Origin of the sequence: Saccharothrix deserti (assembly GCF_009769385.1) — a bacterium.
Lineage (GTDB): Bacteria > Actinomycetota > Actinomycetes > Mycobacteriales > Pseudonocardiaceae > Actinosynnema > Actinosynnema deserti.
In genome coordinates this window covers 125,749-138,493 of record NZ_ML775963.1, presented here as the reverse complement: position 1 = coordinate 138,493, position 12,745 = coordinate 125,749, and the positions used below count along the sequence as shown (strand labels likewise).

The following is a 12,745-nucleotide window of genomic DNA, read 5'->3' as shown; positions in this document are numbered from 1 at the left end:
CCACTCGTTACCGCACCGACCTCCGTCGTGCCGCCAACACGGGAATCGCCGCGATCTTCTCTGCCGGGAGGTCGTCCCACAGGAGCCCACGAGGTCGTCGGGGCTCACCGCATCGGGTGACAGCATCGGGCGTCACGATCACGTCCACGCTGAAGTCGTGTTCGGTTTCGGGCAGTTCGTCGTCCACGACCTGGAGCGCGTGAACGGTCGTCACGATGGTCGTCCTCGGCCCGATGAGCCCGGCTTCCTGGAGCAGTGCCACCTCGATGTCCGAGTACCCGGCGCCCTTGCCCAGCCGCACGCCGCGCCGGTTCACCGCCACGCTGCCGCAGACGATCAGGTCGACGGGCGGCATGGCGTCGACATCGACCTGACGTCCGACTCGGGCAGCAGTGTGCCGGACTGCGGCTTCCTCAGGCGCTACCGACAGCGTCGCGGGGTCGAGCAGGTAGAACGGCAGCGCCTCGGCCAGCTTCGGCACCGCCATGTAGACGAGCTTGCCTTCGCGCAGGGCGCGGGCGCGTACCGGCTCCTGGGCGGTGTCCGGCACCGCCTTGATCACTCTCGCGGTCTTCCACTCCGGGAGTTCGGCCAAGCGGTCGGCGGCCTCCCGTGCGCCGAAGAACGACGGGATGCGGCCGTGGACACCGGGCGGAACGGCGTTCTCGCGTTCCAGCAGCGCCCACACGCGCTCGCGGGCGGCCTGTTTCGCCTGGTCGACGTCCGCCACCCCGGTGCCTCCTACTTCGTCGCCATCAACGTCATCACGCGGTCGTGCACATCCTGCACGTCGGCGTCGTGCCGCCACGGCCGCATTTCCCGACAGGCGTCGAACAGGATGTTGAGCCCGCCGCCGCCCCAGGTCAGCTCGATCGCGTCCATCGCCTTGTGCAGCGCCCCGGCGGCCTCGTCCACCTTGCCTTGCCGCAGGTAGGCCAGGCTGAGGTTGCCGAGCACGATGGCCTCGGACTTCGAGCGGTCGCGCAGTTCGGCGGCGGCGGTTTCGAGGATGGGGGCAGCCTGCTCGGCCCGGCCCAGGAACAGGTAGCACGATCCCGCCAGCCGGCCGTACTGCGTCGGTGAGAACAGGTGGAGCGCGGTGTCATCCTCGTCGATCTGTCCGAAGCGGGCTTCGGCGTCGCCGAGCGCTCGTTCGCAGTCGCCGAGCCGGCCGAGCATGGCGTGCGCTTCGGCGGCGTGAAGCATCGCGAGACCGCTGAGCACATGACTGGTCCCCGTGGTCATCTCGGCCGCCTGCATCGTCAGCACGAGGCCGGCCTCGGGATCGTTCTCGCCGTAGAGGGCCACGAAGCTCTTGCGGAGCAGGGCGAGTCCTTCGGCCGCGAAGTCTCGGGCCCGCTTTGCCGCCGCACAGGCCTGGTCGAAGTAGCGGTGCGCGGTCCGGTGATCACGACGTTGCGAGGCGTCCCAGACGAGCTGCCCCATCAGGATGGCGCTCTCGGCCTCGACGGCGCTCAACTCCCGCCTGACGCGATGTGTCCTGGCGTGCGCGGTGAAGAGAGTGATCTGGCCGAGGACTTTGCCGGTTTCCGCGAGCAGCGAGGTCGACGGTGCCCGGTCGTAGCGTTCATCGAGCTCGTGAACGTGCTGGCGCAGCTGCGCCACAGCCAAGAGATCGACCGAGCCCGGATGCCGTAGCGAGTGCGCCGGACGATCGTCCGATTCGGCTTCATCACGGGCGTCGGTGGTGAGCAGTTCGTCCAACTTCTCAAGCGATACCCGCAGGAGCCGGGCGAGCTTCGGACGCTGGTACGGAAGCGGCTCGCGGGCGCCTGCTTCCCAGCGCACGACCGTGGAGCGTTCGACGTGGGCGGCTTCGGCGAAGGACTCCTGCGTGAAGCCGGCTGCCTTCCGAGCACGGGCCAGGCCGGTTCGCCGTACTGCCATCGGGTGACCTCCTGGCGTTGGCATGCGCATTGCTCGGCACACGTTCTCGCAGGTCGACCGTACCGCTGCGCCACCCTGGCATCTTGCCGGGTCAGCCCCGGCTCTGTTGGTCGCCCCCGCTGGATTCCACCCTTGATCCTGTCTCGGTAATCCCTCGGCAGGAGGCAAGGCAGTGTCAGGCAGCACGCCGGAAACCCAACCGACCACCCCGTTGCAAGCGGCGTTGGAGTACGCCGCTCTCGGCTGGCCCGTCATCCCCGGAGCTGTCTGGCACGACGGGCGCTTCGCCGATCCCGCCGACGAGCAGCCCGTCACCAGTCCTTTCCTGCGGCCCATCGACGCTGCGACCACGGATCCGGCGCTGGTGCGGGAGTGGTGGTCGGCACCCGGGTTGCACGCGCCCAACGTGCTCACCATGACCGGGCCGGGCTTGGGCGCGGTGTCGGTGTACGAGTCGCTGGTCGACGCCATCGTGGATCACCGGTGGTTCAGCACCAGGCCCACGCCGGTGCTCGCCATCCCCGGGATGCCGTTGGCGTACTTCCTCGTCAGGCCGCCGATCCCGATCACGTTGCCGTCCGACGAGGCACGAGTGCTCGCCGAAGGCACGACGCTGCCCCTGCCACCGAGCACGATCGGCAGCAGGTCGGCCACCTGGCTGGTCTCCCCGGAGCAAGCGGGCAACGTGTTGCTCATCGGCGACGAACTCGCCGACCTCATCCGCAGCCTGAGCAGGAAGAGCGCGTGAACGACAAGGAGTTCACCACGGTCATGCGCCGGCTCGCGGCCGACGAGGCTCCGAGACTGTTCGCCATCATCGAGGAGTACGGCGAACACGACGACGCCCGAGTCGCCGGCTACGGCCTGGCCTTCGAGGACCGTGCGGAGGTCAACTCGGTCGAAGGCGGTTTCCACCTGACCGCCCAGAGCGCCGAGACCGCACGCACGCTGTTCGACATCAGCTCGCGGTCGTCAGGCGGACGGGCGCACGTGGTGTGGCTGGATGAAGCCGCGACGATCACATAGCGGTTCGACGGGACTACCGGTGTCACCTTTGACGCCGGCCGTTCGTCCCAGTGAGCAGGGGCCGGATTCGGTCCCTGCTCACTGTCGGACGTTCGGAGGAGTCATGTTCATCGCGTACGTCGTCGTCACGGTCGTCACGGTCCTGGCCAACGCCGGGATGGCCGTTGCCGACTTCGTGAAGGCGGAGTTCGTGCCGGCCAACTCGGCTGAAGTCGGCGTGCCGCCATCGTGGTTGCCGATGCCGGCCTCGCTGAAGGCGGCCGGGGCGGTTGGTCTCCTCCTCGGTCTGCTCGGAGCTGAGGTCGTCGGGGTCGTGGCCGCGGTCGGGTTGGTGGTGTTCTTCGTCGGTGCGATCGTCGTGCACGTGCGGGCCAAGGTGTTGCACAACGTCGTGCAAGGTCCTGGTGCCTACCTCGCGCCGGCGGTCGCCTCGTTGGTGCTCAGCCTTTCGTCGCACCCAGGGTGAGGCCGCCGATGAACTGGCGTTGCAGCACGAAGAACACGACCAGGGTGGGCAGCGCGACGAGCAGTGACCCGGCCGCGACCAGGTTGTTGTCCACGAAGAACGTGCCCTTGAGGTTCTGCAACGCCGACGTGATCGGCATCTTGTCGCCGGTCTGGATCAGCACCAGCGCCCACAGGAAGTCGTTGTAGATCCAGGTGAACTCCAGCGTCGCCAACGCCGCCAGCGCGGGCCGGCACAGCGGCAGGATCACCTGCCAGTACTGCCGGAACACACCCGCGCCGTCGACCCGGGCCGCCTCGCTCAGTTCGTGCGGGATCGTCTTCATGTAGTTGCTCAGCACGAACACGCAGAACCCGGACTGGAACGCCACGTGGATCAGCACCAGGCCGAACTGCGAGTCCAGCAGCAACTCGCTGTCGCTCAACCACCCGGGCACCGGCGTGAGCAGGTACAGCCGGTACAGCGGCGTGACGATCACCTGCTGCGGCAGCAGGTTGCCCGCCGTGAACAGCATCAGCAGGGCCAGGTTGAACTTGAAGCTGAACCGCGACACCCCGTACGCCACCATCGAGCTGAGCAGCAGCACCAGCACCAACGCGGGCAGCGTCACGATCAGCGTGTTCAGGTAGTAGTGCGGCAGGTCGGCCTGGGTCCACGCGGTGCTGAAGTTGTCGAACGTCAGGCTCTCGGCGATCGAGAAGTAGCCGTTGCGCGCGGTGTCGTCGTACGTGCGCAGCGACGCGTACAAAGCCCACAGCAGCGGCGCCAACGTAGCCAGGCACGTCAGCACGAGGAACACGTGCAGGAGGATGCGACCAGGTCGGAACGTCATGAGCGCCCCTCCTCGCGGAACACCTGGAACAGGCGCGGGATGATGACCCCGAGCGCGATCAGCAGCAGGATCACCGCCAGCGCGGAACCCCAGCCGATCCGGCTCGACTCGCCGATGATGTTGTCGGTCACCAGCACGGACAGCAGCTCCAGCCCGTTGCGGCCCTTGTTGATCACGTAGACGATGTCGAACGCCCGCAGGCCCTCGATCACGGTGACCACGAGCACCACCACGTTCACCGGCTTGAGCACCGGGAACGTGACCCGGAAGAACGTCTGCCACGCGTTCGCGCCGTCCAGCGCCGCGGCTTCCTTCAACGCCGGGTCCACCGACTTCAACCCGGCCAAGTACAGCAGCATGATGTACCCGGTGTGCCGCCAACCGGCGGCGACCAGCACCGCGTACAGGTTGATGTCCGGATCGCCCAGCCAGTTCACCGGATCCGTGGACGCCGTGCCGAGCACGTTGTTCAGCAGACCCTGCTCGGGCTGGTAGATGAGCTGCCAGATGAACCCGACCAGCGCCAGCGACAGCACCATCGGCAGGTACAGCGCGCTCTGGTAGAGCCGGCCGAACCGCAGCTGCCGGTCCAGCAGCACGGCCAGCAGCAGCCCGGCGACGGTCGGGATCACGAGGAGGAACAGCAGCCAGATCAGGTTGTGCTGGAACGCGGGCCAGAACCGCGGGTAGCGGGTGAAGATGTCGACGTAGTTCTGGAAGCCGACCCACTCGATGTCCTCGAACCCGCCGATGCCGTCCCACGAGCTGAAGGACAGGACGACGGACCCGAACGCGGGTACCCACACCAGCGCGATGTGCACCAGCGCCGGTATGCCGAGCATCAGGCCGAGGATGAGCTTGTCGCGGGGCGCGAGCGCGGTGGCGCGGCGCTTGGTGCGCCGGGACGACGAGGAGGGCTCCGTCGTCCCGGCGGGCTCCGGGGGAGACTGCAGCGCGGTCACGACGTCACTCCGTGAAGATCGTCTTCGCCTGGTCGGCCATGCCCTTGAGGATCGAGTCGATGTCGTCGGGGTTCTGGATGAACGCGTTGAGCCCGTTGGTCGCCGCGTCGCTGGCGAACCGCGGGTCGGTGTCGCGGTCCAGGAACTGGGTGATGTGCGCGGCTTCCTTGATGACCTGCGCGGCCTTCTTCTGCAGCGAGTTGTAGCCGGAGGTGTCGGCCTTGTTCGACGTCGCGACCGCGGTCGGGTCCGACTTGAGGTACGTGGCCTGCGCGGCGGGCGTGGACAGGTACTCCAGCAGCTTGGCCGCGCCGGCGGCGTTGGCCGGCTTCTTGGACATCATGTAGCCGTCGATCGGGGCTTCCACGGTGTCCTGGCCGTGCTCGGGGTTGATCTCCGGGTACGGGAAGAAGTCCAGGTCCTCCCGCTCGTCGGCCTTGAACTGCTGGGCGACGAACGAGCCGAGCAGGAACATGCCCGCCTTGCCCTGCTGGAGGCTCTGCGCGGCCTCCTGCCACTCCCGGCCGAGCGCGTTCTCCTGGTGGAACGGCAGCAGCCGCTTCCAGGTGTCGAACACCTCCTTCACCTTGGGGCTCTGCCAGTCCTCCTTGCCCGCCATCAGGTCGACGTGGAACTGGTAGCCGTTGATGCGGAAGTTCAGCTGGTCGAACGTGCCCATGCCGGGCCAGCCCTGCTTCTGCGCGAACGCGATCGGCACCAGCCCGTCGGCCTGCATCTTCGTGGACAGCCCGACGAGCTCGTCCAACGTCTTCGGCACCGCGTAGCCGCGCTGCTGCCACACGCTCTTGCGGTAGAACACGCCCCACGGGTACTGGGTGAACGGGATCAGGTACTGCTTGCCGTCCGAGGCGGTGGACGCCTCCTTCAGCGCGGGCTCGTAGCCGCCGGAGACCTTCGACCACACCTCGCTCAGGTCGCCGGTCAGGCCCTTCTCGGCGAAGAACCGCATCCGGTAGCCCGCGAACCAGGCCAGCACGTCGTCCGGCTTGCCCTGGAGGTAGTTGTTGATCTGCTCCTGGTACTGCTCGTGCTGCTTGGTGTTGATCGCGACCTTGAGGCCCGACTCGCTCTGGAAGGCGTTGATCACCGCGGTGATCGCGTCCTTGGGCACCTGGTCGGACAGGTTGTTGCCGAACGACACCGTGTCGGTGGCGGTGCCGCCGCTGTCGGAGCCGCACGCGGCCAGACCGGGGACCGCCGCGATGCCCGCTCCGGCGATGATGGCTTTCAAGAGGGCTCGACGGCCCATGAGCGGGTGGGGGCTGGCGGAGAAGCTCGTCATCGTCGCTCCTACGGGTGACACTTGACCGGGAATCAACCGAACACCGAACACGGAGTCAAACAAGATTGCGCACAATGTGGTCTGCAACACACCCACTGTCAAGCGCCGTTATCGAGCCGTTAACCCAGGTGATCGCTGCTGAATCGACGTGAACAGGGGTGGTGTGACATGTTTCGATCTTGTGTCGGTGGACACAGCTAAACGGGCGACTTTGTTGAAGTGTGTTGACGTTCGGGTCGGCCTTCGGCCACTCTTGCGCGCATGACGACTTGGCCCACGGGTGTGCCCGGCCTGGCTTGGGGCGCCGACTACAACCCTGAACAGTGGCCGGAGCCGGTCTGGGCCGAGGACGTGGAGCTGATGCGGCGGGCCGGGGTGAACCTGGTCAGCGTGGGGATCTTCTCCTGGGCGCTGCTGGAGGTCGAGGAAGGCCGCTACGAGTTCGACTGGCTCGACCGCGTGCTCGACCAGCTGCACGCGGGCGGCGTCCGGGTCGACCTGGCCACCGCGACCGCCGCGCCGCCGCCGTGGCTGACCACCGCCCACCCCGAGGTGCTGCCGGAGACCGCCGACGGCGTCCGGCTCTCGCACGGCTCGCGCCAGTCCTACTGCCCGAGCTCGCCGATCTACCGGACCAAGGCCGTCGCGCTCGCGCGCGCGTTGGCCGAGCGGTACCGCGACCACCCGGCGCTGTCCGCGTGGCACGTCGGCAACGAGTACGGCTGCCACGTCCCGCGCTGCTACTGCGACCGGTGCGCGGCGGCGTTCCGGACCTGGCTGCAGGCCCGCCACGGGAGCCTGGACGCCCTGAACGAGGCGTGGGGCACGGCGTTCTGGAGCCAGCACTACACCGCGTGGGAGCAGATCGTGCCGCCGCGCGTGACGCCGGCGCAGAACAACCCCGGCCAGCTGCTGGACTTCGACCGGTTCTCCTCCGACGCCCTGCTGGAGCTGTACAAGGCCGAGCGGGACGTGCTGCACGAGGTGACGCCCGGCGTGCCGGTGACCACGAACTTCATGGTCACGTGGAACTTCTCCGCGCTGGACTACTGGAAGTGGGCCGCCGAGGTCGACTTCCTCTCCAACGACCACTACACCCGCGCCGAGCACCCCGAGCGGCACATCGACCTGTCGTTCTCCGCCGACGTCATGCGCGGGTTGGCCGGCGGCAAGCCGTGGCTGCTGATGGAGCACTCCACCTCGGCGGTGAACTGGCAGGTGCGCAACATCGCCAAGCTGCCCGGTGAGCTGCGGCGCAACTCGTACGCGCACGTCGCGCACGGCGCGGACGGCACGCTGTTCTTCCAGTGGCGGCAGTCACGGGCGGGCGCGGAGCGCTACCACTCGGCGATGGTGCCGCACGCGGGCACCGACACGAAGGTGTTCCGCGAGGTCGAGCTGGTCGGTGCGGAGTACCAGCGGATCGCCGAGATCGTCGGCTCGACCGTGGACGCGTCGGTGGCGGTGGTCTACGACTGGCAGTCGTGGTGGGCGCTGAGCCAGCCCGCGCACCCGACCTCCGACTTCGCCTACCAGGAACACGTCTTCGCGCTCTACCGCGCGTTGTGGCGGGCCGGCGTGACGGTCGACTTCGTGCCGCCCGTCGCCGATCCGTCGGCTCTGTCGGCGTACGAGCTGGTCGTGGTGCCGGCGCTGTACACGGTGGACGACGCCACGCCGTACGAGGAGTACGTCGCCGGCGGCGGCCACCTGCTGGTCACGTACCTGTCCGGCATCACGGACACGCGCGGCCACGTGCACCTCGGCGGCTACCCCGGCGCGTTCCGCGAGCTGCTCGGCGTGCGGACCGAGGAGTTCCACCCGCTGCGTTCCGGTGAGGCGGTGACGCTGGACGACGGCTCGTCGGCCACCGTCTGGACCGAGCACCTGCACGCCGACAGCGCGAAGGTGATGGCCTCCTACGCCGACGGCCCGCTGCCCGGTGTGCCGGCCGTCACCCGCAACGAACACGGCGACGGCGTCGCCTGGTACCTGGCCTGCGGCTTGACCGGCGACGGGCTGGACCGGCTGGTGCGGACGACGCTCGACCAGGCGGGCGTCCACCACGCGGATGTCGGCCAGGAGGGCGTCGAGGTGGTGCGTCGCAGCGGGCAGGTGGGCGGCTCCGCCGTATCGTGGCTGGTCGCCGTCAACCACGGGGACGGCGACGTGGAGCTGTCCGCGGTGGGTGTCGAGCTGCTGTCCGGCGCGCGTGCGTCCGGCAGCGTGGTCGTGCCCGCCGGCGGCGTTGTGGTGGTCAGGGAAGAAGAGGTGTGACGTGCTGGCACGTCAACGACAAGCGGTGATCCTGGAAGAGGTCCGCCGCACCGGCGCGGTGCGGGTGAGCGACCTGGTCGTCCGGCTGGGCGTCTCGGACATGACGGTGCGCCGCGACCTGGACGTGCTGGCCGCCCGCGGCCTGGTGGAGAAGGTGTACGGCGGGGCCACGTCCGTGGTCGGCCGCAGCACCGACGAGCCGGGTTTCGAGGCCAAGTCGGTGCGCCAGCTGCCGGAGAAGGAGGCCATCGCCGCGTTCGCCGCCGGCCTGGTGCGCCCCGGCACCGCCATCGGCCTGTCCGCGGGCACGACCACGTGGACGCTGGCCCGGTTCCTCGACGACATCCCGGACCTGACCGTGGTGACCAACTCGATCCGGGTCGCCGACGTGCTCCAGCAGAGCGGGCGCACCGACCGCACGGTGGTGCTCACCGGCGGGGTGCGGACGCCGTCGGACGCGCTGGTCGGGCCGGTCGCCGTGCAGGCGCTGCGGTCGCTGCACCTGGACGTGGTGTTCCTGGGCGTGCACGGCATGGCCGAGCGCTCCGGCTTCACCACCCCGAACCTGAACGAGAGCGAGACCGATCGCGCGCTGGTCGACGCGGCCGGTCGGGTCGTCGTGGTCGCGGACCACACCAAGTGGGGCACCGTCGGCATCTCCACCATCGCCGCGCTGGACGAGGCGGACGTGCTGGTGACCGACGAGGGACTGACCGAGCCCGCGCGGACGGTGCTCGGCGAGCAAGTGGGTGAACTGGTCCTGGCGCACGTGCCGGGACGCGGAGAGGAACTGGCGTGAGGCGTACGGCGGGGAAACTTGCCGATGGTCGCGAGATCATCTACTTCGACGACACCCCCGACCCGCCGCCGCGGGACGCGGTGGACACCCGCGACCTGCCGCGCACGCAGCCGTTGTCCGAGGTACGCCGGGACCCGTTGACCGGCGAGTGGGTGGCGATGGCCGCGCACCGGCAGACCCGCACCTACAAGCCGCCTGCCGACCTGTGCCCGCTGTGCCCGTCGACGCCGGGCAAGCCGACCGAGGTCCCCGAGTCGTCGTACGACGTCGTGGTGTTCGAGAACCGGTTCCCGTCGTTCGCCCAGGGCGTGCCCGAGCTGCCGTCCACTGTGGACGGTATGCCGATGGTGGCGCGGGCCGGTGGGCGCGGGCGGTGCGAGGTCATGTGCTTCACGTCCGACCACGACACGTCGTTCGGCTCGCTGCCCGCGTCACGGGTGCGCACGGTCGTGGACGCGTGGGCGGACCGCACGGCGGCGCTGAACGCGGTGCCGGGCGTCGAGCAGGTCTTCCCGTTCGAGAACCGGGGCGAAGAGATCGGCGTGACGCTGTCCCACCCGCACGGGCAGATCTACGGCTACCCCTTCGTGACCCCGAAGACCGAGCGGATGCTGGCCGTCGCGGCGGACTACCAAGCGTCACACGGTCGTCCACTGATGGGTGACATTCTCGCGGCCGAGCGAGCCGTCGGTACCCGGATCATCGCGGAGAGCGAGCACTGGACGGCGTTCGTGCCCGCCGCGGCGCGTTGGCCGGTCGAGGTGCACCTCGTCCCGCACCGCCAGGTGCCGGACCTGCCCGCGCTCACGGACGCCGAACGGGACGACTTCGCGGTCCTCTACCTGTCCGTGCTGCACCGGCTGGACGCCCTCTACCAGCGTCCGCTGCCGTACATCGCGGCGTGGCACCAGGCGCCCGTGCGCACCGGCCGTGACCTGGCCTGGCTGCACCTGGAGGTGTTCTCCGTGCTGCGTGCCCCCGACAAGCTCAAGTACCTGGCCGGCTCCGAGTCGGGCATGGGCGTGTGGGTGAACGACGCGACGCCCGAGCAGATCGCGGAGCGGCTGCGCACGTCGATCTCCGGCTGAGCCGGCCCCGAGTCGGCAACGTCGCCGTCTCACCTCCGGTGGACTCACAACTGATGCCCAGTTTCGTTTAAGGCTGCTCTCAGGCGGGCACCGCACAGTTGTGGACATGACCGAGAACGAGCAGCCGAAGCAGCCGCAGCAGTCTCCGCCGCCTCAGCAGCAGCAGAGCCCGTGGGCGCGTGGCGCCGGGCCCGGTCATGACGACGCCGGTTTCCAGCAGCAGGGTGCTGGTCAGCCGGACACCGACGCGGCGGGTGCTGTGCAGGGCGGCACCGACGCGCCGGAGTCCTCCGGAGCGCGGGGTGCCTGGCAGGGAGGCCCGGCGCGGGCGGAGGACGTGACCGACGGATCGGCGGCAGGGGCCGATCGGTCGGACGCCGGGTCGGCGGGTGCTCCGCAGGGGAGCACCGGCCGCCCGGCCGACTTCGGCTCGCAGGGCGCCCCGCAGGGCGCCGGCCGGCCGGCTTCGGGTGCGGTGGGCGCGTCCCAGGACAGCGCCCTCCACCCGGACAGCATCACCTCGACACCGGCCGCTGCCGGTCACTCGTCGAACTTCGGCTCGCCGGCCGCTCCTCAGACGAGCGCCGGCCAGCCCGGACCCGGGTCGCCGGCCGCGCGGACAAGCGCCGGCCACCCGGAGGACTTCGGCTCGCCGGCCGCCACGCAGGGTGCCGCCGGCCAGCCGGAAACCGGTCGAACGGGCGCTGTGCAGGGCGGCGCCGGTCAGACCGGAACCGGCGGGTTCGGCGCCGTGCAGGGCGGCGCCGGACTGCCGGGAACCGGGTCGGGAGCCTGGCATGGAGGCTTCCAGCACCCGGAGCACACGGGTCCGTACGGCGCGCCGCGGACCGGCGCCGCTGCGGACCACTCCGGCTCGCCGACCCCACCCCCTTCGGGGTCGGCGCAGCCGGGGGTCTCGGGCCCCTACTACGCGCCGCCCGGATCGGTCGCCGCACCTCCCCGGCAACGGCAACGGGGACGCGGCAAGATCGTCGCCGGTGTGGCCGCGCTCGTGCTCGCCGTCGGCGGCGTCTCGGGCGGAGTCGGCGGCTACCTGGGCTACCAGGCGGCCGAGGGTTCCGGGCCGGTGACCAACGCGCTCAACCAGGCCCCGCCCGCACAGCAGACCGCCGACGCGCCGGAGGGCTCCATCGAGCAGGTCGCCCAGAAGGTGCTGCCGACCGTGGTCCAGGTGCAGGTCAGCGGCGGTGCCGGGTCCGGCTTCACGCTCAGCTCCGACGGACTGGTGCTGACCAACAACCACGTGGTCGAGTCCGCCGCGAACGGCGGCCCCATCAAGGTGCAGCTCCAGGACGGCCGCTCGTTCGACGCCAAGATCGTCGGCCGCGACCCGTCGTCCGACCTGGCCGTGATCAAGATGGAGGACGTCTCCGGCCTGCCCACCGCCGAACTCGGCAACTCCGGTGACCTGAAGATCGGCCAGCAGGTCGTCGCGGTCGGCTCGCCGTTCGACCTCAACGGCACGGTCACGTCCGGCATCGTCAGCTCGCTGAACCGCCCGGTGCGCGCCGGCGGCGAGCAGGGCGCCGTGGACACCGTGCTCAACGCCATCCAGACCGACGCCGCGATCAACCCCGGCAACTCGGGCGGCCCGCTGGTGAACATGCGCGGCCAGGTGGTCGGCATCAACTCGGCGATCTACAGCCCGAACTCCAGCCAGTCCGCGCAGGGCGGCTCGGTCGGCATCGGCTTCGCCATCCCGATCGACCAGGCCCGCCGCACGGCCAAGGAGCTGTCCGAGACCGGCAAGGCCACCCAGACCGTGCTCGGCGTCCAGGTCGGTGACGCGCCGGACGGTGGCGCGTTGGTCCGCGACGTGACCGCCGGCGGCGCCGCCGAGGCGGCCGGCATCAAGACCGGTGACGTGATCACCAAGTTCGGCGACCGGCCCGTGGACAGCTCGGACACCCTGGTCGCCGCCGTCCGGTCCCGCGCGCCGGGCGAGAAGGTGCAGCTCACCATCGGTGAGGACCGCACGGTCGAGGTGACGCTCGGCAGCCAGACCGTCGAGCCCCGCTAGACCCGAAGACCCCGGCTCACGTGCCCCGAGCCGGTTGTGGAGG

Annotated in this window: 12 protein-coding genes; 7 read left to right on the top strand and 5 right to left on the bottom strand. The window is 69.8% G+C overall.

The features are described 5' to 3' along the window. Positions 1-7: 7 nt before the first annotated feature. On the bottom strand, positions 8-730 hold the full coding sequence (locus FM051_RS09350) for a 5-formyltetrahydrofolate cyclo-ligase (protein ID WP_158842512.1): 723 nt from the start codon (positions 728-730) through the stop codon (positions 8-10). Positions 731-741: 11 nt separating this feature from the next. Next, positions 742-1,908, bottom strand: coding sequence for a helix-turn-helix domain-containing protein (locus FM051_RS09345; RefSeq protein ID WP_158842511.1), 1,167 nt, complete (start codon positions 1,906-1,908; stop codon positions 742-744). A 172-nt stretch (positions 1,909-2,080) separates the two neighbouring features. On the opposite strand from FM051_RS09345, the gene FM051_RS09340 reads away from it, so the two are divergent. From FM051_RS09340 to FM051_RS09330, 3 genes are all read left to right on the top strand, one after another. Beyond that, a complete protein-coding gene (locus tag FM051_RS09340; RefSeq protein ID WP_158842510.1) occupies positions 2,081-2,656 on the top strand; it encodes a bifunctional DNA primase/polymerase in 576 nt (191 codons plus the stop codon). Beyond that, positions 2,653-2,934 carry a hypothetical protein gene (locus FM051_RS09335; protein WP_158842509.1) on the top strand — a complete coding sequence of 94 codons (282 nt, stop codon included), beginning with the start codon at positions 2,653-2,655 and terminating at the stop codon, positions 2,932-2,934. Before FM051_RS09340 ends, FM051_RS09335 begins: the two co-directional genes overlap by 4 nt. Positions 2,935-3,037: 103 nt before the next feature. After that, positions 3,038-3,400, top strand: coding sequence for a DoxX family protein (locus FM051_RS09330; RefSeq protein ID WP_158842508.1), 363 nt, complete (start codon positions 3,038-3,040; stop codon positions 3,398-3,400). Here the strand turns inward: FM051_RS09330 and FM051_RS09325 are convergent. From FM051_RS09325 to FM051_RS09315, 3 genes are read right to left on the bottom strand one after another with little or no spacing between them, the layout of a single operon-like run. Further along, positions 3,375-4,232, bottom strand: coding sequence for a carbohydrate ABC transporter permease (locus FM051_RS09325; RefSeq protein WP_158842507.1), 858 nt, complete (start codon positions 4,230-4,232; stop codon positions 3,375-3,377). The two genes, FM051_RS09330 and FM051_RS09325, sit on opposite strands and share 26 nt — an antisense overlap. Beyond that, positions 4,229-5,194, bottom strand: coding sequence for a carbohydrate ABC transporter permease (locus FM051_RS09320; RefSeq protein ID WP_238412255.1), 966 nt, complete (start codon positions 5,192-5,194; stop codon positions 4,229-4,231). The genes FM051_RS09325 and FM051_RS09320 overlap by 4 nt, the downstream gene beginning before the upstream one ends. Positions 5,195-5,198: 4 nt before the next feature. Beyond that, positions 5,199-6,497 (bottom strand): ABC transporter substrate-binding protein, encoded by a 1,299-nt coding sequence (locus tag FM051_RS09315; RefSeq protein ID WP_158842506.1) that lies wholly within the window; start codon positions 6,495-6,497, stop codon positions 5,199-5,201. Between the two features lie 261 nt (positions 6,498-6,758). On the opposite strand from FM051_RS09315, the gene FM051_RS09310 reads away from it, so the two are divergent. The 4 genes from FM051_RS09310 (at position 6,759) to FM051_RS50415 (ending at position 12,702) form a co-directional block, all read left to right on the top strand. Beyond that, entirely contained in the window at positions 6,759-8,774 is a 2,016-nt protein-coding gene (locus tag FM051_RS09310; protein WP_158842505.1) for a beta-galactosidase, read from the top strand. Between the two features lies 1 nt (position 8,775). Beyond that, positions 8,776-9,573: a DeoR/GlpR family DNA-binding transcription regulator gene (locus FM051_RS09305; protein WP_158842504.1), complete on the top strand. Its 798-nt coding sequence runs from the start codon at positions 8,776-8,778 to the stop codon at positions 9,571-9,573. Continuing rightward, a complete protein-coding gene (gene galT, locus FM051_RS09300; protein ID WP_158842503.1) occupies positions 9,570-10,661 on the top strand; it encodes a galactose-1-phosphate uridylyltransferase in 1,092 nt (363 codons plus the stop codon). Before FM051_RS09305 ends, galT begins: the two co-directional genes overlap by 4 nt. Before the next feature lie 106 nt (positions 10,662-10,767). Further along, on the top strand, positions 10,768-12,702 hold the full coding sequence (locus tag FM051_RS50415; protein WP_202918754.1) for a trypsin-like peptidase domain-containing protein: 1,935 nt from the start codon (positions 10,768-10,770) through the stop codon (positions 12,700-12,702). Positions 12,703-12,745 lie beyond the last annotated feature (43 nt).